The organism is Mesorhizobium sp. P2_E10 (assembly GCF_056404235.1).
In genome coordinates this window covers 38993-61716 of sequence record NZ_JBFUEK010000002.1, presented here as the reverse complement: position 1 = coordinate 61716, position 22724 = coordinate 38993, and the positions used below count along the sequence as shown (strand labels likewise).

20 protein-coding genes are annotated in these 22724 nt (G+C 62.5%); 10 read left to right on the top strand and 10 right to left on the bottom strand.

Features of this window, described 5'->3' with window-relative positions; all coding sequences use genetic code 11:
* Positions 1-12: 12 nt before the first annotated feature.
* The 6 genes from AC1D0N_RS04880 to minC form a co-directional block, all read right to left on the bottom strand.
* The gene (locus tag AC1D0N_RS04880; protein ID WP_477242005.1) at positions 13-996 is read right to left on the bottom strand and encodes a substrate-binding domain-containing protein; all 984 of its coding nucleotides are present in this window, start codon (positions 994-996) and stop codon (positions 13-15) included.
* Between the two features lie 25 nt (positions 997-1021).
* On the bottom strand, positions 1022-1798 hold the full coding sequence (locus AC1D0N_RS04875; RefSeq protein ID WP_477242003.1) for an SDR family oxidoreductase: 777 nt from the start codon (positions 1796-1798) through the stop codon (positions 1022-1024).
* Positions 1799-1803: 5 nt separating this feature from the next.
* Positions 1804-2976 (bottom strand): galactonate dehydratase, encoded by a 1173-nt coding sequence (gene dgoD, locus AC1D0N_RS04870; RefSeq protein ID WP_477242001.1) that lies wholly within the window; start codon positions 2974-2976, stop codon positions 1804-1806.
* A gap of 659 nt (positions 2977-3635) precedes the next feature.
* Positions 3636-3908, bottom strand: coding sequence for a cell division topological specificity factor MinE (gene minE, locus AC1D0N_RS04865; protein WP_477241999.1), 273 nt, complete (start codon positions 3906-3908; stop codon positions 3636-3638).
* Positions 3905-4720: a septum site-determining protein MinD gene (gene minD / locus AC1D0N_RS04860; protein WP_477241997.1), complete on the bottom strand. Its 816-nt coding sequence runs from the start codon at positions 4718-4720 to the stop codon at positions 3905-3907. Before minD ends, minE begins: the two co-directional genes overlap by 4 nt.
* 49 nt (positions 4721-4769) lie before the next feature.
* Entirely contained in the window at positions 4770-5501 is a 732-nt protein-coding gene (gene minC / locus AC1D0N_RS04855; protein ID WP_477241995.1) for a septum site-determining protein MinC, read from the bottom strand.
* Between the two features lie 264 nt (positions 5502-5765).
* Between minC and AC1D0N_RS04850 the strand changes: the two genes are divergently transcribed.
* The gene (locus AC1D0N_RS04850; RefSeq protein ID WP_477241993.1) at positions 5766-7511 is read left to right on the top strand and encodes an adenylate/guanylate cyclase domain-containing protein; all 1746 of its coding nucleotides are present in this window, start codon (positions 5766-5768) and stop codon (positions 7509-7511) included.
* A 52-nt stretch (positions 7512-7563) separates the two neighbouring features.
* On the opposite strand, the gene AC1D0N_RS04845 is transcribed toward AC1D0N_RS04850, so the two are convergent.
* Positions 7564-8661: a polyamine ABC transporter substrate-binding protein gene (locus AC1D0N_RS04845; protein WP_477241991.1), complete on the bottom strand. Its 1098-nt coding sequence runs from the start codon at positions 8659-8661 to the stop codon at positions 7564-7566.
* Positions 8662-8971: 310 nt separating this feature from the next.
* Entirely contained in the window at positions 8972-10738 is a 1767-nt protein-coding gene (locus AC1D0N_RS04840; protein ID WP_477241989.1) for an adenylate/guanylate cyclase domain-containing protein, read from the bottom strand.
* Between the two features lie 680 nt (positions 10739-11418).
* Here AC1D0N_RS04840 and AC1D0N_RS04835 point away from each other — a divergent pair.
* The 3 genes from AC1D0N_RS04835 (at position 11419) to AC1D0N_RS04825 (ending at position 14205) form a co-directional block, all read left to right on the top strand.
* Positions 11419-12627, top strand: a complete 1209-nt coding sequence (locus AC1D0N_RS04835; RefSeq protein ID WP_477241987.1) for a DUF6161 domain-containing protein — start codon at positions 11419-11421, stop codon at positions 12625-12627.
* Positions 12628-12847: 220 nt separating this feature from the next.
* The gene (locus AC1D0N_RS04830; RefSeq protein WP_477241985.1) at positions 12848-12994 is read left to right on the top strand and encodes a hypothetical protein; all 147 of its coding nucleotides are present in this window, start codon (positions 12848-12850) and stop codon (positions 12992-12994) included.
* 32 nt (positions 12995-13026) lie between these two features.
* A complete protein-coding gene (locus AC1D0N_RS04825) occupies positions 13027-14205 on the top strand; it encodes a multidrug effflux MFS transporter (protein ID WP_477241983.1) in 1179 nt (392 codons plus the stop codon).
* A gap of 122 nt (positions 14206-14327) precedes the next feature.
* On the opposite strand, the gene AC1D0N_RS04820 is transcribed toward AC1D0N_RS04825, so the two are convergent.
* The gene (locus AC1D0N_RS04820) at positions 14328-14753 is read right to left on the bottom strand and encodes a globin family protein (protein ID WP_477241981.1); all 426 of its coding nucleotides are present in this window, start codon (positions 14751-14753) and stop codon (positions 14328-14330) included.
* Positions 14754-15352: 599 nt separating this feature from the next.
* Between AC1D0N_RS04820 and AC1D0N_RS04815 the strand changes: the two genes are divergently transcribed.
* The 6 genes from AC1D0N_RS04815 (at position 15353) to AC1D0N_RS04790 (ending at position 22346) form a co-directional block, all read left to right on the top strand.
* Positions 15353-15520, top strand: coding sequence for a hypothetical protein (locus tag AC1D0N_RS04815; RefSeq protein WP_477241979.1), 168 nt, complete (start codon positions 15353-15355; stop codon positions 15518-15520).
* Entirely contained in the window at positions 15520-16677 is a 1158-nt protein-coding gene (locus AC1D0N_RS04810; RefSeq protein WP_477241977.1) for an acyltransferase family protein, read from the top strand. Before AC1D0N_RS04815 ends, AC1D0N_RS04810 begins: the two co-directional genes overlap by 1 nt.
* Positions 16674-17780, top strand: coding sequence for a glycosyltransferase family 2 protein (locus AC1D0N_RS04805; RefSeq protein ID WP_477241975.1), 1107 nt, complete (start codon positions 16674-16676; stop codon positions 17778-17780). The genes AC1D0N_RS04810 and AC1D0N_RS04805 overlap by 4 nt, the downstream gene beginning before the upstream one ends.
* 3 nt (positions 17781-17783) lie before the next feature.
* Positions 17784-18818: a glycosyltransferase family 2 protein gene (locus tag AC1D0N_RS04800; RefSeq protein WP_477241973.1), complete on the top strand. Its 1035-nt coding sequence runs from the start codon at positions 17784-17786 to the stop codon at positions 18816-18818.
* A gap of 9 nt (positions 18819-18827) precedes the next feature.
* Positions 18828-20612 (top strand): ABC transporter ATP-binding protein, encoded by a 1785-nt coding sequence (locus AC1D0N_RS04795; protein WP_477241971.1) that lies wholly within the window; start codon positions 18828-18830, stop codon positions 20610-20612.
* Positions 20613-20957: 345 nt separating this feature from the next.
* On the top strand, positions 20958-22346 hold the full coding sequence (locus AC1D0N_RS04790; protein ID WP_477241969.1) for an FAD-binding oxidoreductase: 1389 nt from the start codon (positions 20958-20960) through the stop codon (positions 22344-22346).
* 54 nt (positions 22347-22400) lie between these two features.
* Here AC1D0N_RS04790 and AC1D0N_RS04785 read toward each other — a convergent pair whose 3' ends face one another.
* Positions 22401-22652, bottom strand: coding sequence for a hypothetical protein (locus AC1D0N_RS04785; protein WP_477241967.1), 252 nt, complete (start codon positions 22650-22652; stop codon positions 22401-22403).
* Between the last annotated feature and the right edge of the window lie 72 nt (positions 22653-22724).

The following is a 22724-nucleotide window of genomic DNA, read 5'->3' as shown; positions in this document are numbered from 1 at the left end:
CGCCTGTCCGGTTCACTTGCAGAGCTTGGCTTTGTAGTCCGAGGCAAAGTTGTCGGCGGTGATATATTCCGGGTCGGTGAAGGACTGAACCGGCAGCGGCGTTCCGTCCTTGATCGACGCCAGCAGGATCTTCACCGCCAGCGCGCCGTGATTTTCCGAATTGAGCCACATCGTACCACGGAATGCCGAAGGTTTGCCGGATCCGAAGGCATCGCAGGCGCGGCTGCCGTCAATGCCGATGCCCATGCCCTGGTCCGGGCTGTAGCCGGCGTTTTCCAGCGCACGCGCTCCACCCAGCACGCCGTCATCATTGCAGGAATAGAAGATCCAGTTGGTGACGCTGGGATTGGCGGTCAATGTGGTGGTCATCACGTCGATGGAATTGACCATCGTGTTGTCGTAGGGGACGCGGACGATGTTTGCCGGCTTGAAGTCGGGCACCGCCTTCAGGAACGCTTCCTCGGCGCCCTTGTTGCGCTGCATGCAGGTGTCGGCCTTGCGGTCCTCGATCGAGGCGATGCGCACCTCCTTGCCGGCCCAGCCGTCGGCCTTGTAGAGCTTGGCCAGCTCTTCGCCGACCCGCGCACCGATATTGTAGGCATTCATGCCGACATAGGGGACCTGGGTGCCGTCCTGGTAGTAGATGTCGTCGTCGACCGCCACCAGCGGGATTTTCGCCGCCTTGGCCTTCTCGGCGATGACCGGTCCCAGCGCCTTGTCGGGAACGACGATGGCGATGCCCTTGACGCCGTCGCCGACCATCGTGTCGAAAGTGGTGATGGTCAGATTGGCGTCGAACTGGACGTCCTGCGACACGAAGCTGGCGCCGGCCGCCTCGGCCGCTTTCTTGGCGCCGCCGACTTCGGCGACGAACCATGGATGGTCGCCCATCTTGTTGATGTAGCCGATCTTGATGTCGTCGGCGCTTGCCGCGCCGGCCATCAGTCCGGCAGCCAGTATCGCCAATGTTGCCAATGCCTTGGTCGTCGTTTTCATGTGGATCCTCCCTGCTTGGTGGTTATCAGTCGTGGTAGAGAACCGAGCGTCCACCATCGATGGTGATCGTCTCGGCATTGATGAACGGCGCTTCGTCGGAAGCGAGGAAAACGGCCGTCATGGCAACTTCGTCCGGCCGGCCAATGCGCTTGGGCGGATGAAGGTCGTAGGCCCGCCGCTTCTCCTCGGCGGGGTCTGGAAATGTGTTCCAATAGGCTTCCGCGATCGGCGTCTCGACGTAGCCGGGGGCGATCGCATTGACCCTGATACCGCGCGCCGCATATTCGATGGCGAGCGAGCGGGTCAGGCCGACAAGCGCATGCTTGGCGACCGGATAGGGGAATGTGTGCGGAATGATCTTGAAGGCGTGGCAGCTTGCTATGTTGACGATCGACCCCGAGCCGTTGGCCAGCATGGTCGGCAGAACCGCTTTGGCGCAGAACCACGCGGCCTGCAGGTCGAGCCTGAGGCAGCGGTCCCATTCCTCGTCCGGCATCGACAAGGGTTCGTAAAAGACGTTGGCGCCGGCATTGTTGACGAGGACATCGACGCCGCCATAGGCCGCGATCGTCTTCGCCACCATATCGGCGACCGCCGCTGCGTCGGTGACATCGGTTTCGACGAAAAGCGCGTCGGCGCCGGCAGCACGCAGTTCATCGGCGATGGCCTTGCCGCTTGCCGCATTCAGCTCGGCAATGACAATCTTCGCCCCCTGCCCGGCAAAAGCCCGCGCGGTGGCGGCGCCGATGCCCTGCCCGGCGCCGGTGACGATTGCGATCTTTCCCTGAAGCCTGCCTGTCATGGCGCTCACCAGTCGACCACGGTGCCGTCGGGCATGACGGCATTGCGGGCATGCAGCACTTCCTGCTTGAAGGGGTGGCGGGCGATGACGTCCTCATTGACGGTGACGCCGAGGCCCGGCAGCTCGGGCACATCCCAGCGGCCGGGTTTGCGCTGGATCGGCCAGGTGACGACGTCGTCGTACCAGGCGACCGCGCCGGACATCTCTTCCTGGATGATGACGTTGGGGGTCGATACGCCGAAGTGAAGGGCGGCGACTCCGGCGATCGGACCGAGCGGGTTGTGCGGCGCCAGTCCAATGCCCGCAGTTTCCGCCAGGGCCGCGATCTTCTTGGTCTCGAGCAGGCCGCCGGTGTGGCAGATATCGGGCTGGGCGATGTTGAAGGCGCGCGCGGCGATCGAGTGGGTGAATTCGCGCCGCCCGATAAGCCGCTCGCCCGACGCGATCGGTATCGTCGACCGCTCGGTGATGTGTGCCAGGCCGGCGACATCTTCGGGCGGCACCGGCTCTTCGGCGAACATGATGCGGGCCGGTTCGATGGCCCTCAAATAGTCCATTGCCGCGTTGACGGAGGCCGGGCGGCCGTGAAAATCGACCATGATGTCGATATCGGGACCGACGGCCTCGCGCAGGGCGCCAACCATGTTGGCGACGGAGTCCACAGCCTTCGCCGGCGAGACGTAGTGGGTATAGGGAATGCAGACGACCTTGACGGCGTCGTAGCCGGCCTGCGTGACGATGCGCCCGCGTTCGACGATCGTGTCCGCCGATCCGCTCTCATAGACCGCCTTCATGTCGCCGAGGCCGAGATGCGTGTAGGTGCGCAGATAGTCGCGAACCTGGCCGCCCAGCAGCCGCCAGACCGGGACGCCGAGCGACTTGCCCAGAATATCCCAGAGCGCGATCTCGATGCCGCTGACGGCCGACATGCCCTCGACGCCGAGACGCCAGAAACCGTGGCGCGTCAGGATCTGGTAGCACTGTTCGACATTGCGCGGATCCTGGCCGACGAGCAGCGCCTCGAGATCCTGCAGCGCGCCGACGACGGCGCGCGTCTTCCATTCCAGCGTCGCCTCACCCCAGCCAAACAAACCGGGCTCGTCGGTTTCGACCCGAACGAAAACCCAGTTGCGCATTTCCGCATTGCAGACCAGCGCCTTGATGGCCGTAATTTTCATTGGTCCTCCCAGACACGCCGTCTTTTTTCACGGAATTATGTATGATTTATTACTGTTAATATGAACAAGTCAAGGGGGACGTCACGGTTGCACCCGGCATCGTGTGGGGTCTGCATGTGCGAGATGAGGGCGTTCGGGGGGCGCGGAGCGGACGGGATGGCTCCCCACCTCCCCCTTGTGGGGAGGTCGGACCGCAGGTTCGGGTGGGGGTGGGGGTGCCGGCGCCGACCCCCACCCCGATCCGCTTTGCGGATCGACCCTCCCCACAAGGGGGAGGGTGAGAAGCGCTCTGCCCCCAGAGGAACACCGCTTTTTGTTGAGGAGATGAATACGCGAAAGGCTCTGGCTCCCTACCTCCCCCTTGTGGGGAGGTCGGACCGCAAGGTCCGGGTGGGGGTGCCTGGCGCCTACCGTGCGGGAGGTCGGCGGGACAGCGCCCCCCTCTGTCCTGCCGGACATCTCCCCCACACAGGGGGAGATTGGCTGCCATGGCGGGCTTCGCCTATCGCCAACGTTGCAGAAATGAACGAAGCGCCGAACCTGCCGATCTCCCCCCAAGTGGGGGAGATGTCCGGCAGGACAGAGGGGGGCGCTTGGCGCCGACCCCCACCCCGATCCGCTTTGCGGATCGACCCTCCCCACAAGGGGGAGGGTAAAGCTCACCCCGCCATGGCCAGCGGCACGGCGCTCTTATTCGGAATCTGGATATCAATCTCCAGCGTCGACATGGTCTCGCCGCGGTCCATCGAGACTTGCAGATAGTCCTGGTCGATCTGCACATGTTTGGCAATCACCGCCATGATCTCCTCGCGCAGGATGGAGACGAGGTCGGGCTGGCTGCGGCTGCGGCGCTCATAGGCAAGCAGCACCTGCAGCCGTTCGCGCGCCACCGGCGCGCTGGAGCGCCGCTTGAAGAGGTCGAGCAGGTTCATGCCGCCCTCCTTCCCAGAAGACGATCGAGGAAGCCCTTGCGCTCGAAGGGCACGATGACAGGCAGTTCCTCGCCCTCGAGCCGCCTGGCGGCATCGATATAGGCCTTGGCGGCGGCGTTGAGCGGATCCGACAGCGTCACCGGCGAACCGAGGTTGGAGGCGCGCAACACATCCTGGCTTTCGGGAATGATGCCCAACAGCGGCGTCGACAGGATTTCCAGAACGTCGTCGATCGACAGCATTTCGCCGCGAGCCGCGCGGGCGGCATCATAACGTGTCACGAGCACGTGTTTGGCGATCTGCTCGCCCCGCTCGGCCCGCAAAGTGCGGGCATCGAGCAGGCCGATAATGCGATCGGAATCGCGCACCGAGCTCACTTCCGGGTTGGTGACGATGACCGCCTCGTCGGCAAAGCGCATGGCGAGCTGGGCACCGCGCTCGATGCCGGCCGGGCTGTCGCAGAAGACGTAGTCGAACACCGAGCGCAGCTTGTCGATGACCTCGCCGACGCCCTCCTCGGTCAGCGCATCCTTGTCGCGCGTCTGCGAGGCCGGCAGCAGGAACAGCGTTTCCACCCGCTTGTCGCGGATCAGCGCCTGCGAGAGTTTGGCCGAGCCCTGGATGACGTTGACCAGGTCGAACACCACGCGGCGCTCGGCGCCCATGATCAGGTCGAGGTTGCGTAGGCCGACGTCGAAATCGACCAGGGCCACCTTCTTGCCGGTCTTGGCGACCGCGGCACCGAGGGCCGCCGTCGAGGTCGTCTTGCCGACGCCCCCCTTGCCCGAGGTGACCACCACTACCTTGCCCATCAAACTGCCTCCATTATTGTTCGTTGAATTGCCTGATATTTTCGTTGAATCAGCCAAGCGGCGCGATGCGCAGCATGCCATTGTCGAGAAAGGCCTGGACCGCCTTGCCGCGCACCGACGGGTCCATCTCTTCGGCCGTGCAATACCAGCCGTCGACCGACAGCAGTTCGGCTTCGTTCTTGCGGCAGAAAATGCGCGCCGCCGCATTGCCGAGCCCACCGGCCGAAGCCCTTCCACGAAGCGTGCCGTAGACATGGATGGAGCCGGCGGCGACGATCTCCGAACCGGAGGCGACGGAGCCGAGCACGATGACATCGCCATGTTGATGAAAAACCAGCTGTCCCGAGCGGATCGGCGCCTTGATCATCAGCGTGGCAGGAGCCTCCTGCGGCTTGCCCTCCACTGCCTTGCCGGTCGCTTCCGCGACCTTGCGCCCAGGCTGCGCGAGCAGGCCGTCGGTGGTCGCCTCCTTGGCGCCGATGAGCACCGGCGGCAGATTGGCTCCGAGTGCCGGATTGCCGTCGAGCTCAATGGCGTAGATGCGAATGCCGCGCTGGCCGAGCACGGCGACCAGCGAACCGATCGCGGCGACATCAGGCTTCAGCGTGTTCAAATCGAGCAGCACCGGCCGGCCCGAGAAATAACCCGGCGAGTTGCCGATCCAACGATCGAGGCTTTCCAGCCAGGCATCCAGCGGCGCCTCCGGCGTCAGCGTGAAGGCGACGAAGGAGCGGGCGCGAAAGCGAATGGATTTGGTCTCGACGGGGGCGGCGAAGGTCACGGACAGCGATTCCTTACTGATAGGTAAACGCTAGCCAGCCATGGTTAATGAAAGGTTAATGAAGGGGGGATTGGCGTCCTGGGAGAGGCGGTTCCTGACAGCGCCGGCCGGAGAAATGCGAAAGTGTGCTAGGCGCCAGAAGCGGACATCCGCCGCCAGTTTCTCGAATGACGGCAGCGGGCCGACAGCGGAATGGCGGCTTGTGGCCGCGAGTGCTACGCTCCCAGCAAACCCATGTGACGTCTTTGTAGTTCAGGAGGCATCGTGGCGCGCCCGGAACGAAAGCTTGTGGCTGTTTTGGCAGCTGACGTAGCTGGCTACTCGCGTTTGATGGGGGCCGATGAGGCCGGGACTCTCTTCCATCTAAAGGCACTGCGCGCCGAAGTGATCGATCCAAAGATCGCGCAATTCAATGGTCGGCTGGTCGGCACGGCGGGTGACAGCCTGCTGATCGAGTTCCCCAGCGCTGTCGATGCGTTGCAGTGTGCAGTCGAGACTCAAGTGCGGATAGCGGCACGCAATGATGACCTTCCCGAAGAAAGGCGCATGGCCTTCAGAATGGGTGTCAACGCCGGCGAGGTTATCCTGGATGATACGACCATCCACGGTGACTGCGTAAACGTCGCAGCCAGGCTGGAAAAACTGAGCGAGGCCGGGGGCGTCGTCATTGGCAGCAGTGTTTACGAGCACGTGAAAGGAAAACTTGCTTACGAGCTCGTCGATCTCGGTGAGCACGCGATGAAGAACATCACTGGGGCTGTTCGTGCTTACCAGGTCCAAATGGGACAGCGGGAACAGGAAGCGCCTCGCTCTATCGCCTCGGCGGAGGATTTGCCGCTTCCGTTCAAGCCGTCGGTGGCCGTGCTTCCCTTCACCAATATGTCGGCGGACCCCGAGCAGGATTACTTCTCGGATGGAGTAACCGAGGACCTCATCACGGAACTTAGCCGTAGCCAGACCCTGTTCGTAATCGCTCGCAATTCCTCGTTCGTTTTCAAGGGGCGGTCCGTAAGCACTACCGAGGTCGGGAGGAAGCTCGGCGTACGCTACGTCGTCGAAGGAAGCGTTCGGAAGGCCGGAGCACGGGTAAGGATCACGGCTCAGCTGATAGAAGCATCATCCGGCAATCACGTCTGGGCTGAGCGTTATGATCGAAGCATCGACGACCTCTTCGCCGTGCAAGACGAGGTGACCGAACGGATCGCCTGGGCGTTGGTCGGTAAGGTTGGAACTGCGGAGATCGCCCGGACCCGACAGACGAAAACGAGCCTCGGTGCCTATGACGCATTCTTGCGCGGGATCGAGGCTACGCACCGATTCACCGACAAGGACACCGTCGCTGCTGTGGAGTTCTTTAAGTTGGCTCTGGGCTGGGAACCTGATTCGGCGCGGGTGCATGCATGCCTCGCGGACGCCTACGCGACGCTCTCTGCCTTCAGGGCCGACGGAGGTCTGAAGGCGTTGGCGATGCAGTCGGCCCTGCGGGCGATTGAACTCGGCGATGCCAGCGGACTGGCAGAGGCGGTTGTTGCCGCTTTACATGCATGGAAAGGCGACTTCGAGACTGCTGAGACCCATGGACAACGCGCGCTCGTGCTCGGACCCACAAATGCGATGGCACTCAACTGGGTTGGCTACATCTCCCTCTGGGACGGTCAACTCGTCAAGGCCCGCGAGATAGGCGAGCGGCTGCGAAGGCTCAATCCACTAGAAGACCGCGATATCCACGAGTTGCTCGCATTTACGCATTATCTTCTCGGCGACTATGAGGCGTCACTGCAGTCGTTCCGCCGCTGGGATAACAACAACTATGATCGGGGATTCGCCAATCTGGCTGCGTGTTTGGGCCAGCTAGCACGCGCCGAAGAGGCAAGATTGGCCTGGGGCAGATGCCTTGAACAGAAGCCAGGTTTCACTCTGTCTGATTACAAGCGCGACTCCCCATATCGTCGGCAGGAAGATGTCGAGCACTGGCTCGACGGGCTGCGGAAAGCAGGTATTGCGGATTGACGGATGACCGATGACCAATCAGCCGGTTCGTCGGAGGCGCAACTGCCGTCAATTACTGACCCGTGACGATTTTGGTCCAGGTACGCGTCGCCACGCGCTGCGTCTTCGGGTCGTATGGAAAGACGGTGAAAAGCTTCTTTAGAGTTGCATCGTCAGGATAGATCGACTGGTCGCCGAGAATGCTTCTTTCAACGAATTTTTGCGAGGCCTTGTTGCCGTTGGCAAAGAATACATAATTTGTGTTCTTGGCGGCGACTTCAGGCTTAATGAGGTAGTTGATGAAGGCATTAGCTTCGTCCAAATGCGGTGCATCTGCGGGGATTGCCAGTTGATCGAACCACATCACAGTGCCTTCCCGAGGGATCGAGTAGGCGATTGTCACGCCGTTACCGGCTTGAGCGGCACGGTCGCGCGCCTTCAGGACATCGCCCGACCAGCCGATCGCCAGGCAGATGTCGCCGTCCGCCAAAGCATTGATGTACTCGGATGACTCGATTTTGCGGACGTCGGGGCGGATACGCATCAATGCCTCTTCGGCCTTGCCGAAGTCTTCCGGCGAGGTGCTCTCGGGGTTCAGCCCAAGATAATTCAGCGTGATGGGCAGGATTTCGGTGGGCGAGTCGACCACGTAGACTCCGCAATCAGCGAGCTTCTTCAGCTTCTCGGGATCGAAGAAGAAGTCCCAACTGTCGAGCCTATCGACACCGAGCGCAGCTTTGATCTTCGCGGTGTTGTACCCCAAACCCACCGTGCCCCACATGTAGTTCACCGAATATTGGTTGCCCGGGTCGTACTTGGCGGTGCGCTGCTCGATGACGTCCCACATGTTGGCAATGTTGGGCAACTTCGCCCTGTCCAGCTTCTGGAAGACGCCGGCCTTGACCTGGCGGGCCAGGAAACTGGCGCTTGGCACGACGACGTCGTAGCCGGAGCCGCCAGTGAGTAGCTTGGTGTCGAGGATCTCGTTGGAGTCAAAGACGTCGTACACGACCTTTATACCGGTGTCCTTGGTGAAGTCGTCGATGACCGAGGGGTCCAAGTAGTCCGACCAGTCGTAAAGATTGACGACCTTGTCGGTAGCGTGCGCGGACGGGGTCATGGCCCCGGCGAGCAACGATGCAACCGACCAAAGAAGCGCCTTGCGGATCATATGCTCACCATTGGCTGCAGTCCCAAGCTGCGAACGCCGTACTTTGTACATGGTACACGGCCGCACACGGTTGCAATATTAGCACATCCTGAAAGGGAATAAGAGTTGAATGGGCAAACTCAGTCGTCGAATGCGGCAGGGAGATTTTCCCGGCCTTGCACCTACCGTCGGTTGCGGTTTTGGGCCGGAACCGGGATGGCAACTTTCAGGGATGGACCGGTCGATAGTACGCTTTTCGCAGGCCTCGCTCCGGTGCCACCACATCGGCCACCTCGCGGCGTGCGGATATTTCACCGCCGCCCAAGTACGCCTAGTCTGGCAGACCCGCCAGACGCCAGCCATCAACAAACGGCTGCGCATCACTCGGGCTCTTGAAAGGTGAGTTCGCTACCAAATCGCCGACCCTCCAATTTGGATTGCTCGCAAGAAATAGGCGGGCTTCCTCCTGTGCCTCAGGAACGCGACCGGCAAGGGCAAGCGCGGGAACCAGGTGCTCCCTCGAACCCGTCCCGTACGTTTCTTCCCGGCTCAAGGACGCAACAGCTTCTTCATAGTGACCGGAGGAAATCTGCGCCATTCCCATGATCCAGAAATACCAACCGGGTGGACGAGGATTTATGCGGAGCGCCGCGCCACAAGCTATCAGCGCCGCTTGCGGATCGCCTAAGTAGATTTGAAGCTCACCCATCCATGCAACCGCATCTGCATTGTTGGGATTAAGCCGAACGGCAGCATCGAATTGGGATTTTGCTTCGTCCCAATTGCGCTCATAAAGCTGAACGCAGCCCAGGATCCTGCGAGCGTGAGAATCATCGGGGTCGATTTCCACGGCCCGTTGCGCGTGTATCAGTGCCTTTGCGCGGCCGGGTTCCTGTGGCTCTCCCCAGACAATCCAGCCAAATAACAGTGAGATGGCAAGATTGCTGTGCCCCTCGCAGTAGTTTGGTTCGATCTGAACGGCACGTTCCAAGTCAGCACACGCCTCACTGTTGTCCGATCTGGAATTGTTGCACTTGCCTCGTGACCGAACACAAAGATCATAGGCTTCGAGATTTGACGGTCGGGAACGGGTAAGAAGTTTCCTTTCACCAAGCTTGCCAGAAATCGCTTCAACAACGCGTCGCGTGACCTCGTCCTGAACGTCGAAGATGTCGGCGATGTCGCGGTCGAAGCGCTCGGCCCACACGTGATTGCCGCCTTCCGCCGCATTGATTAGCTGCACGTTGACACGCAACCGCTTGTTGTATCGTCGAGCGCTGCCCTCGAGAACATATTTGACGCCCAGATCGCGAGCGATCTGACGGACGTCAGTGGGCTTGCCTTTGTAGGCGAAGGTGGAGTAGCGGGCGATGACGAAGAAGCCGGACACATTCGACAGATCGGTGATTATGTCCTCGGTCAGCCCGTCGGTGAAAAATTCATGTTCGGCATCGCCACTCATGTTGACGAAGGGTAGCACGGCAATCGAAGGCTTGTCGGGCAGCGCGAGCGGCTGCGAAGACATCTCCGGCAAGATGGCCCCCGCCGATGCCACGGGTCTAGCGTTGGCCGGGATGCCGACCTGAAGCGAATAAACCCGGACCGGCTCGGCGATGTTCTTGAGCTGAACCGCACCGCGATCGTTGATCGCGATATCGAGCCTTGACTTAACCTGCCAATAGGCTTGTTCGGAAAGACAGATATTGCCGGGTTCGCAGATGCCTTCTAGGCGCGCGGCGATATTGACGCCATCGCCCATCAGATCGCCATCGCGTTCTTGCACGACGTCGCCCAAGTGAATGCCGATCCGGAACTCGATGCGGCGATCGTCCGGCACCCCGGCATTGCGCTCAAGCATGGCGTTCTGCACTTCGATCGCGCAGCGCACTGCTTCTACCACGCTGCTGAACTCGACGAGGCTCCCGTCGCCTGTACGCTTGACGACGCGACCACGATGAACGGCGATGGTGGGATCGATGAGATCGCTGCGCAGCGCCCGCAGCCGTGCCAAGATGCGATCCTCATCCGCGCCGGCTAGCCGGCTGTAGCCGACCACATCCGACACCAGGATTGCTGCTATTTTGCGGGTCTCCCTCATGTCGTGCTCCCTCCATCCAGTCTGGCACTACTGCTGAGCCAAAGGAAGACAGCTCGGAGCCATTGGTCGGATGGTCCGCGTAGGATCGACTCCAGTCGTTCGAGACAAATGTCGGGCGCACACCTTGGCCGTGGCTTTTGGTGAACGGGCAAGGGCCGCAGGGTTGAATGGGTGGGCGAGACACTGATTGCCGAACTGCGCAAGGTGGTGGGCACGGTCTGGGACCATGCCGAGCTCGCCGGGACGGATCGCCCGATCGTCGATTAAAGGAGGCTGCCAGATCCCGTTGCTCCTTCTGCCTCTGACGACCCAAACGCCTCCCGCCGTGCCGTCCGAACGGCAGCTGCTGACACCGACGTGGGGTGCAAGCCCCTGTGGTTCGAATCCCATTCGGGCGTCGGCTTGCGCTGGCACGGCAACGGCTGGCGCTGTTTAGGGAGGCCGCCCACCAAAGATAGGGCTGACGGGCTTGCCCGGATAGATGGCGCGGCGATTGAAGCGGATGGGATTGGGCTGCGGTTGGAATGGGCATTGAACAACAACCCAATGTTTGCGCCGAGCCTGTCCAAGTAGCTCAGTAGTGACCCCGCTTGCGCGCACATGCACGTTGCGTGAAACTACCCTCTAAAAAGTCGTGAGGCGGAATAGCTTCGTGACCACTGAAAATTGGGGGGTCAAGCATGCCGGTCAAATCCAAGGACGGGGGATATCCGATTAGGTTCAGTGTTCCGGACCAACGTTGGAGCAAGACCTTTCTCAACGCGGAAGAGTTGAATTCTTTTCTGAAAGCGGAGATCAAACATTGGCAAGAACTGAACCAGCCCAAAAGTTTTCCACTTCCTCAGGGGGCTCAGGGGCTTGCCTTCTTAGACCCCCTTACAACTACAATATTCGTAGACGCGCAGAACGCGGTTCCCAATCCAGAAGAAGCCCTGAAGATTGTTGAGGAACGAGGCGCCATATTGAGCGAGGGGTCGTACGGTCGATTTCTCACAAAATTGAAGGCGGAGAAGCCCAAGCTCTATCCAGGCGCTGTCGCCGCCATTGCCGCCAGTCTTGGGCCCCAAAATGCTTGGCCTGACCAGGGCGGCCGGCAGCAACTTCCGTGGGCGGTATGGTTATCGGGTTTGGCGGCAATTCTGGAACTGGTGCCGACCAAGGCCGCAAAGCTTGAGGCCGACCATTTGGCCAACCTTGTCTCGGATGCCCTCGCCCATAGAGACGAGGTCGAGGAAATGAAGCGAGCTTTTGAAGCTTGGCGTGAGAAAACTCAAAGCGAGACCGGAAGCGACATCGACAAATTTCAAAGAAGCGCAGCTGAGGCTGTCAAATTTGCCCAGGCGCAGTTTGCCTTGGCTCTGGACAGCTCTAACACGCGGATATTGGAACTTGAGGATAAGGTGCGGAATCGCCTCGTTTTGGAGGCACCAACGACATATTGGTCGAACAAGGCAAACGGCCACGTAAAAATTGCGCTCGGGTTCGGGGCGATATTTCTACTCGGTCTAGGGGGCGGAACATACTGGCTCACGCACTACGGCGTTGACCTCGTGGCAGATGCCCATCAACGCATAGTTGGAAATGTTCAGGACCCAGGGCTGCTGGCCCTTGTTCCGCTCGCGTTCATAACGCTCCCAACACTGGCCTTTGCATGGCTATTGCGGCACGTCAGCCGGGTTATCGTGCAGAACCTAGCGCTTGGTGCAGACGCGCGGCTCCGAGGAACAATCGCTGCGACTTATAGCGCACTAACTGCGGATCAAGCTGCAACGTCGGCTGAGTTGGCGATCGTTTTTAACGCGCTGTTCCGCCCGGTTGATGGCAGTACTCACTCTGAGATCGCACCGCCCAATTTGTCAGACCTTTTGGAGATGGCTGGAAAGAAGTAGGAACTGCTATTTTTCATCTCGCCACACCACCCGCCTCTCCCACCTGATCTCGACCAGCCGCACGAACTGGATGGTCTCCAGTTCGTGCCCGACCGGGTGGAATAGCTCAGCGCTCATTGACTCCTTGTTTCCGCGCTTTTCCCAGCAGATGCGCGCAAATCCTTGTTCGGCGTCGCCCGGGCGTGGTAGCCGTGCGCCGAGGACCATGGAGTTCAAACGCGTGAGCAACGAGACACTGATCACCGAACTGCGCAAGGTGGCCACCACGGTCTCGGGCCAGGCCGATCTCGCCGGCCGCGATCCCGGGACGGCGGCAATCAAAGTCTGGGGCAGGCTTGAGGACCCAATGAAGAGATCGGGGCTTTGAGCGGCGACAAGGCTGATCCAGGCGGGGTCCGATTGCTGGTCATCCTGGCCGTCCTCCTCGGCTTCGCCTCCATCTCGACCGATCTCTTCCTGCCCGCTTTGCCAACGATGCAAACAGCCCTTGGAGCCAGCGAGGGCACGCTGCAATTCGCCATCTCCGGCTATCTTCTCGGCTTCGGCTTCGGCCAGCTTTTCTGGGGACCGGTCAGCGACCGCTTCGGCCGGCGAGGGCCGGTGGCGCTTGGCATCCTCGTCTTCATCATCGGTTCGGCCGGCTGCGCATTGTCGACCGATGGCTGGCAGCTCATCGGCTGGCGGGTGGTGCAGGCCCTGGGTGCAAGTGCCGGCGTCGCGCTGGCCCGCGCCATGGTGCGCGACCTTTACGAGCGAGACCGGGCCGCCAAGGTGCTGTCGACCCTGATGACGGTGATGGCGGTCGCGCCGCTTTTGGGACCGAGCGTTGGAGCGCAGATCCTGGCCGCCGCATCATGGCAGGCCATCTTCTGGACCCTCGTGGCGATCGGCGGCGTCACCGCGATCGCGATATTGACGGTTCCCGAGACACTGCCGCCCGAGAAGCGGCATGCCGACACCGCCTGGCAAGCCATCGCCGGCTACGGCTCGGTGCTGGGCAATCACATTCTGCTTGGATACGCAGCGGCCGTCGGCTGTTTCTATGTCGGCGTGTTCGCCAACATTGCCGGGGGTGCCTTCGCGTATATCAGCTATCACGGCCTCAGCCCGCAACTCTATGGTCTGGTGTTCTCGTCGGGGGTGCTCGGCCTGATGGCGACCAACTTCCTCAATTCGCGCATGGTCACCCGCTTTGGCAGCGACCACATGCTGCTGGCGGGAGCACTGGGCGCAGCCGTGTCCGGCATTGCCCTGGCGCTGGTGACCATCACCGGCCTGGGTGGAGTTGCCAGCCTCATCGTCACGCAATTCCTGTTCACGGCGATGAACGGGCTTATCCTCGCCAATGCCGTCGCCGGTGCGCTCGCCAGCGTCCAGCAACGCACGGGCGCGGCCTCCGCGGTTGTCGGCGCCATCCAGTATGGCAGTGGAATGGTCGGCTCGGCTCTGGTCGGCCTGTTCGCCAACGGCACGCCGGTGCCAATGGGCGTGGTGATGGCTCTTGGTGGCACGGGATGCCTGCTGTGCGTCGTGCTCGCCCGGCGCATCGCTCGCGAACATCGTGGGCCGGCCAGGTAGTTCGGGATTGGTCGTACCCGCGCAGCGCCGGCAACGGGTCAGCCTTTCAGTCGAGTCGCCGCACCGGCCTGGCTATGGTTGCTTTCGGGGGGTAGGCTGCGGCGCAACGTGCCTGCCTGCCCTCACGCCGCGAGCTGCACCTCGCGGGCGGCGGCGATCATGACACTGGCGAGCAAGCCGTAGGCTGCCTCCCAGGCCTCGCGCACCGACGGCGTGAAGGCGGGACCGAGGCCGGCGTCCAGGGTCTCGATCAGCGCCTGGCCGACGATGGGGTAATGGTGCTCCTCGACGCCGTAGCCGACGTGCCGTTTGGCGAGCTCGCGCACGGTGGGCAGGATGGTCTCGGCACGATCCAGCCCATGCACGACGAAGCCGAGGGCCGCCATCAGCTTGGCGCCTTGCTTGGTCATGTCCCGCACCGGAAACAGCGCCCGAAGGCTGCCGTCGATCGCAAACAGGCGTTCATAGAAAATGGCGGCGGCAGCCGCGCGGATCGGGACGACCTCGCGAAAGCTGTCCTGGACAAGTTTGATCTGGTCAGGTGTCATCGGTGACGCTCCTCGTGTTTCTGGTGAGGCTCGACCATCCCCCCGGGGCGTTTCGCCGGCATGTCGCCTGTCGCCGCGGATGTTTCAATCTGGTTTCAGGTTGCATTCGGTTGCTTTCACACTCCTTCTGCCCTGACGACCCAAACCGCCCGGCGCACCGTCTGCCTGCTTCCCAACCGCCTCTTGTACCCTCGCCTTCCTGGCCCGCATTCAACCGCCAAACCGCACCTGCAGCAGCGAATCATGCTGCAGCGCCCAAAGCCAACAGCTCAAATTCATTCGTCATTAGGTAAGTGTGCAATCGACCCGCCTGAAACATATTTCTGTATAACTTCTCGCTATTTATCAAATGTTGGATAATTTTCGACCACCAATCCTGGGATGTTCTGAGCAACCACTTTCAGTCGAAACCAGTGCAACTTATGCGACAGGAGTAAGTCCGCAAAAATCGCCGTATCGGCGAAAACGGAACTGTTTTCGTTGATTTTTTAGCACCTGCTCACGCAAGTATTTCAGCGGGGTAGATTTTTTGTGTTGCGCTGCACAATGCCGTGGCCGAAGCATTCCCGGGGGACTCGTCTTGCGACTGGAAATATGCCGTGAAGGATCCCGCCAGGTTGACTGCCTGTCCGTTCGTCGATTGCGAGCCCGGCCCGCCTGCAAAGCGCGGGTTTGAAGGTGGCACCGGCGTGCTGGCGAGCCACGCCTCCCCTCGCCTGCTGCTCGAAACGACCGGCTGGCGGCTCGGACATGGCGGATGCCGGTGATGGAAAATACCCGCGACACCCAACTGGATGCGCTGAGGGCCGTCGCGGTGACGATGGTGATGTACTCGCATTTCTTCGCCGCGGGCGGATCATCGTTCTGGGGCCATATCGGTGTGCGGCTGTTCTTCGTGCTGAGCGGCTTCCTGATCACGCGCCTGCTGCTGGAGGCGCGCGCAGCCGCCGCGTTTGAAACCGGCCCGGCGCTGCGGTCCTTCTACATCAGGCGCGGCTTGCGGATTTTCCCGCCCTATTTTGCTGTTCTGGCTTTCGTCTGGCTGGTCGACCTCGAGCAATCCAGGGGATCGCTGGTCTGGCATGCGCTTTACCTCTCGAACTTCTGGTATGCGCTGCACAATGACTGGAACCCCTGGGTGCTGTGCCACTTCTGGAGCCTGAGCATCGAGGAGCAGTTCTATATTGCCTGGCCGCTGGTCGTGCTTCTGGCGCCGCGCCGGCGCTTCGAACAGATCTGCATCGGTGTCATCGCGCTGTCGCTGGCCTATCGCTTCTACTGGCCGCTCACCGCCAACACGGCGCTGGCGCGCGACCTGCTGCCGCCGGCATCCATGGATGCGCTGGCGACGGGCGCGCTGCTTGCCTGCTGGCGCTCCAGAGGCGCGGCCGTGCCGCAATGGATGCGGCTGGGCTGGCCTGCTTTCGCGGCCGCATTCCTTGTCATCGAGTGGTTTATCCCGGCGCCGGCCGATCCGATGCTGGAATGGGCCCATTGGCTGGTGCGGCAAATCCTGCCGCTGGTGCCGCTGATGGTCATCGTCGCCGCCTGTTCGAACGGCGTTGGCGGCACAATCGGCAAGCTTCTCGACCTGCCGCCGCTGCTTGGTCTCGGCCGCATCAGCTACGGCGTCTATCTCTATCATCCGATATTGCTGTCGCTCGCCGTCAAGTCGCAGCCGTGGATTCCGCTCAATGTCTCGGAGCAAGGGCCAGGCCGGTTCCTGGTTGCGGGCGCTGCCACGATTGTCGCGGCCTCGATTTCCTGGGTGGTGTTCGAAAGGCCGCTCAACAGCCTCAAGCGCCACTTCCCCTATGTCGCGCGCGCCCCGAAAGCAGGCGCCGGCCCTGTCGGCAGGTTCGCGATGACACCCGACGGCCGCGCGCCAGCGCTCGACCTGCAGCGAACGGATGCGAGACGATGACCGCCGCACCGCTCATCTCCGTCGTGCTGCCGGTCTTCAATGCCGGGCCGTATCTCGCCGCAGCGCTTGGAAGCATCCTGCGGCAGGACTATAGCCGCCTGGAGGTCATCGCCATCGATGACGGCTCGACCGACAATTCGCTTGAGATTCTCGAGCGATACCGGAGGGACGACAGCCGCATCTCGATCATCTCGCGCGAAAACCGCGGCCTCGTCGCAACGCTCAACGAGGGGCTCGGAAAAGCCCAGGGCGAGCTGGTGGCGCGGATGGACGCCGACGACGTCGCCTATCCGTGGCGCCTGTCGCGCCAGGTGGCGCTGTTCGAGCGACGACCCGAGCTCGGTTTTTGCGGCGCCGGCGTCGACATGCTGATCCGCGGCCGCATCGCCAGGGGCAGGCCCGATCCGGTGTTCCAGTTCGGCCAGCTGCCCATATTGGCGAAGTTCTTCACGATCTTCATGCACCCGACCGTCGTCTACAACAGGAAGGTCATCGCAGACGACGATCTCTTCTACGACAAGACCTACAGGCACGCCGAGGATTTCGATCTTTTCAGGCGGCTGGCCAGCCTCTACCCGGCGGCCATGATGCCCGAAAACCTGGTCATCTACCGCACCCATGAGGGGAGCGTGACGCAGCGGCACAGCAAGGAGATGCGCCGGACGCATTTACGGATCGTGGCCGAGAACCTCGAGCGCGAGGGCCTTGCGGACTCCACGCTGGACCTGCGCGACATCGGCGAGGCGGTCAGCCTCGACACGGTTACCCGTGCGGCCGACTTCATCGTCACGCTGGAGCGGCGGATTTGCTCGCTGCCGGCCGAGACGCAGCCGAGCTTCGCGGCCGGCGCGCTGAACCTGTTCTATTTCCTCTACCAGCTCGTCGCCGATGAAAAGCAGCCGCCGCTGACGCATGAACTGCTGACGCGGACCGGGAAGTGGAACGTCATCCGGCGACGCGAGAAATATGCACTGCGGCCCGGCGCCTGGGCACCCTGGCTCAGCCTCGCCTCGCTGGAGGCCGGCAAGCAGGCGGACGCGGTGGAATATTTCTTCAAATCCGCGCCCGCTGCGGCGGTTCTCGCACCTTATCAGTTGAGCTAGGAGATGACCGTCAAAGCCCACCACCCCCTGCAGCGCGCTCGCTTGACCTCGCTTGAGCCCGTCCCGGCCGATCCGCGGCCGGAGCGCTCGGCGCCGGAAGTCAGCTTCATCATCTGTACGCGCAACCGCGTCGCCGTGCTCGAGGCCTGCATCAAGTCGGTGCAAGCCGCGTGCCGCGCCCATGCCGGCTTCGCCGCCGAGCTCGTGGTCGTCGACAACGGCTCGAGCGATCGCACGGCGGAACGCCTGGCCAGCATCGCCGAAGCGTCGGATATTCCGTTCACGGCCGTCAGCGAGCCGCGCCCCGGATTGGCGGCGGCCCGCAATGCCGGGTTGCGGCGGGCGCGCGGCCGTGTGCTGGTCTTCGTCGATGATGATTGCGCCGTCCATTGCGATTATCTCAGCGATCTGGAGCGACACTATGCATCCGGGGAACAATGGCTGATCCGGGGCGGCCGCGTCGAACTTGGCGATCCCAGGGATCTGCCGTTCACGATCAAACGCTCGCGGGTGCGCGAGCGGCTGACGCCGGATGTTCATCCCGGCGGCTTCGTGCTCGGCTGCAACATGACGATGCACCGCGATGTCGCGGCCCGCATCGGCTGGTTCGACGAGCGCTTCGGCGCCGGCGGGCCATTGCGGTCGGCGGAAGATACCGATTACCTCGTGCGAGCGATGCTGCTCGGCATCGCGGTCGAGTATGTGCCTGACATGACGATATTCCATCACCACGGCAGGCGGGATCGCAAATCCATCGAAAAGCTCCACCGCGACTACAGCCTGGGCAATGGCGGGCTTTGCCTGAAACATGTTCGCCATGCGCCCTGGCTGCTGCGCCATTTCTACTGGGCCGCGAGAGGCGCTTTGCGGGAACGGGCGGGCGGGCCTGCGTTCGATCGCGAGCTGAAGCTGTCGCACTGGCCGATCGTCACCATGAATTTGCTCGGCGCGGCCAAATTCGCGGTTCTCGTGCTGGCGAGACGGCCGCAGCGGGCGCCGGTGCGGCAAGATCAACACGCAAATGCCCAGGCGAGGTAACCCACCATAATGCCATTGCTACCGCCAAGCCTGCCCATGCTGTTCCGGGCGTTCGGAAAGCGGCAACTGCGCCTGCTTCCGGCGGTGGTGGTTCTCGGCCTGGCCAGCGCTGTCCTCGAAGGGTTCGGCATCGGCCTGATCATCCCGCTGCTGGGCATTATCATGGGACATGGGGATGCGGCCGGGATGGCCGGCTTCTCCGCCGTCCTGCAGCACGTCGGATCGGGCTTGAGCGAGCGCGACCGGCTTATCGCCATTTCGGTCGCCATCCTCGGCTCGATCATCCTGAAGAATGTTGTCGCCTTCGCCAACACGCTGTTGACGACCTTCATCTATGGCAAGGCCAGTCACTCGATCCGCAGCGCGTTGTCGGAGCAGCTGCTGAGAGTGGGCTATCCATTCTTCCTGCGGCAGAGTCCGGGACGCCTGCTCAACATCATCTCCAACGAATCCTGGCGGGCGTCGGATGCGATTCAGATCATGCTGTCGGCCATCGTCAGCGCATCGGCCGCCATCATCCTGCTGGCTTTTCTGCTGCTGCTTTCTTGGCGCATGACGCTGCTGGTCACGCTGGGACTAGCGCTCGTCCAGATCGCGCACGCCATCCTTTCGGCCAATCTGAAAGAGCCCAGCCGCAGCGTCGCCTCGCGCAACAGCCACCTCGCGTCACAGATGCTGCATCTGGTGCATGCCGGGCGCCTGATCCGCATCTTCGGACAGGAGAGCCGGGAGAAGGCGATATTCGATGGGGCATCGGACGGGGTTCGCCGCGCCGCTTTCGTGCTGCTCGTGCGCCAGGGAGCGCTGCCGCCGCTGACGGAGGTTCTCCACGCCATGCTGTTTCTGGCGGTGGTGATCGGCGCCTGGCTCGCGCAAGTGAGTTTCCCGCTGATCATCGCGTTCGTCATACTGCTCTACAGGCTGCAGCCGCACATGCGGGCCCTGCAAGGCTCATGGAGTCAGCTGCAAGGCCTGAGCGGATCGCTGGAAGAAGTGACATGGATGCTGGATCCCGCCGGCAAGCCCAAGCCGCCGCAAGGCGACGGGCCGTTCCACGGTTTGCGCCAGGGCATCAAGTTCGATGACGTGACGTTCACCTATTCCGGCACCGACCAGCGCGAGGTGGTGCTGCATGCGGCGACGTTCGAAATCCGCAGCGGCCGCTCGACGGCACTGATCGGCCGTTCGGGCGCCGGCAAGACAACGATCGTCAATCTTCTGTGCCGCTTCGTGGAACCGGACACCGGCAGGATTCTCGTCGATGGATCGCCGCTCGATCAGATCGACGCCAGCCAGTGGCGGCGCCACATCGCCCTGGCCAGCCAGGAGCTGGAACTGGTCGACGGCACCATTTTCGAAAACATCACCTACGGGCAGGACGCAGCGACCGCCGGCGACGCCGAGCGTGCCGCAAGACTGGCCGAAGCGCATGAGTTCATCGAACGGCTTCCTTTGGGTTACGACACGCTCGTCGGCTACAGGGGCGTCAATCTCTCGGCGGGGCAGAGGCAGCGGATCGCACTGGCGAGAGCCCTGGTGCGCGATCCCGATCTGCTCATCCTGGACGAAGCCACCAATGCGGTGGACGGCCTGTCGGAGGCGGCGATCGTCGAGACCCTGAAGTCGAGAGCCGGCCGCCGCACGACCATCGTCATCAGCCATCATCACAGCACCATCTCGTTTTGCGACGACGTGGTGATCCTCAGTGGCGGCCGGGTGAAAAAGCAGGCACCCTTCGGCGCCCTGGCATCGCTGAGCATGGACGAGCTTTACCAGCACGAGCCACTCGACTGAGGGCCTGAGTCGCGGTCCTGCGGCGCGGTATTCGAGATCGCCGCTGCGGGCATCTTCCGCGATCGCACCAATGCCATGCTGGTCGGAAACGCGATATCCACCCTTTGCGGCGGACCTGTCGATCCGCCCTGGCCGGCGCCCCATCAGGTTACTCTCCAAGGGTGAGGCGCCGGCTTCTCTTTGCTCTCGTCGCTTGCCCGCCGAGCCGTCACCCCTCAGGACGAACCAAGTGGCATCCGGCTTGCCAGCACCGTGCAGCTGCCCAACACCACCGCGCAAATCCATTTGTTCGGCATCGTCCGGGCGTGATAGCGGTGCGCCGGCGCGATGATGGAGGCTGAAAGCGTGAGCGACGAGATACTGATTGCAGAACTGCGCAAGGTGGCCGGCACTGTCTGGGACCAGGCCGAGCTCGCTGGCCGCGATCCCGGCTTCGACCGGCGCAATTTCGGCGCCTCCGCCCTTGTGCGCCCCACCGATACCGCCGAGGTGGTGGCACTGGTGAGGTTCTGTGCCGCGCATGGATTGAGCCTCGTCGCCCAGGGCGGTCGCACCGGGCTTACCGGCGCGGCCAGCACGGTGCCTGGGCAGATCATTTGCGACCTTGGCGCCATGGCCCGCGTCGAGGAGATCGACCCGTTGGCGCGCGTCGCGATCGTGCAGGCCGGCACCCCGCTCGGCACGCTGCAGGAGGCGGCGCTGGCGCAGGGCCTCGATCCGGGCATTGATCTCGCCGCGCGCGGCAGCTGCACCATTGGCGGCATGGTTTCCACCAACGCCGGCGGCATCATGGCTTTTCGCAACGGCACGATGCGCCATCGCGTACTCGGGGTCGAAGCGGTGCTACCTGATGGAAGCGTCTTTTCCGATCTCACCCGCGTGCTCAAAACCAGCGCCGGCTATGATTTGAAACATCTGTTCATCGGCGCCGAGGGCACGCTCGGCATCGTCACCCGTGTCGCCCTCAGGCTCGATCCGGTGGCGGGCGCCAGTGCCACGGCGCTGGTCGGCGTACCGGATGCGGCGAGCGCGCAGCTTATCGTGCGCCATTTCCTCGGCTCGACCGCCACCAGCCTACGGGCCGCCGAGATCCTGTGGCACCGCTTTGCCGTGGCCATGAACAGGATGCTCGGCTTCGCGCCCGGCCAGCTGCCGCTCGACGCGCCATGCCTCTTGGTGCTGGAACTTGGCGCCGACAGCATCGAGGGCGCAACAAATGCGCTGGAGGAAGGGCTGGCGGCGATCTGGGAGGAGGCCGGCATCGTCGACGGGCTGGTCGCCAGCTCGGTCGCCCAGGCCGAGGCGATCTGGCGGCTGCGCGAGGAGACCGAGATGATCGAGCGCATGCACCATTTGCCGCCCTCCTTCGACGTGTCGGTGCCGGGCGGCGCCATCGATGCCTATGTCGCGCGCATCGAAGCCGGTCTCAAGCAAATCGACGCGTCGTATGCGCCGTATGTGTTCGGCCATCTCGCCGATGGCAATTTGCATATTTCGATCAACACCGACGGGCCGGTTTCGCACACGCTGCATGAGGCGATCGAGGACGTGCTCTATGCGGGTCTGCGCGAAAGCGGCGGCTCGTTCTCAGCCGAGCACGGCGTCGGCATCGAAAAGCTGGGGGCCTGTGGGCGCTACGCCGATCCGGTGAAGCAGGCGCTGGCAAGGGCGATCAAGGGCATGATTGATCCGGGCAATATGATGAATCCGGGCAAGGTTATTTCCGACAAGTGATGTTGCCGGCGGAAGGCAATTCCAGGCGGCGGTCCGCCGCCTGGAAGTCTGATGTCAGCGGCCCCAGATGCCCTGGCCATAGCCCCATACCGGGATATCGTAGGTCGAATTTCCCGCTGCCTTGCTGTCGGTAGCGATGCTCTTCGTGGTCTTCATGTCGACCGCCTTGGCGCCGGACACCATGGAGTGGGTGTTCGGATGGTTGCCAGCGGCAGCGATGGGGTCCGAGCCAAAGTGGTCGCTGCCGGCAAAAGCCATGCTGGAGGCAAACAACAACGAGGCAATGGCAAGTACGATCTTCTTCATTTCAGTTTTCCATCTTTGAAAGTTGACATCTGGCCTCAACGCGCCGCCCACCGCGTTCACGAGGCCGTCTCT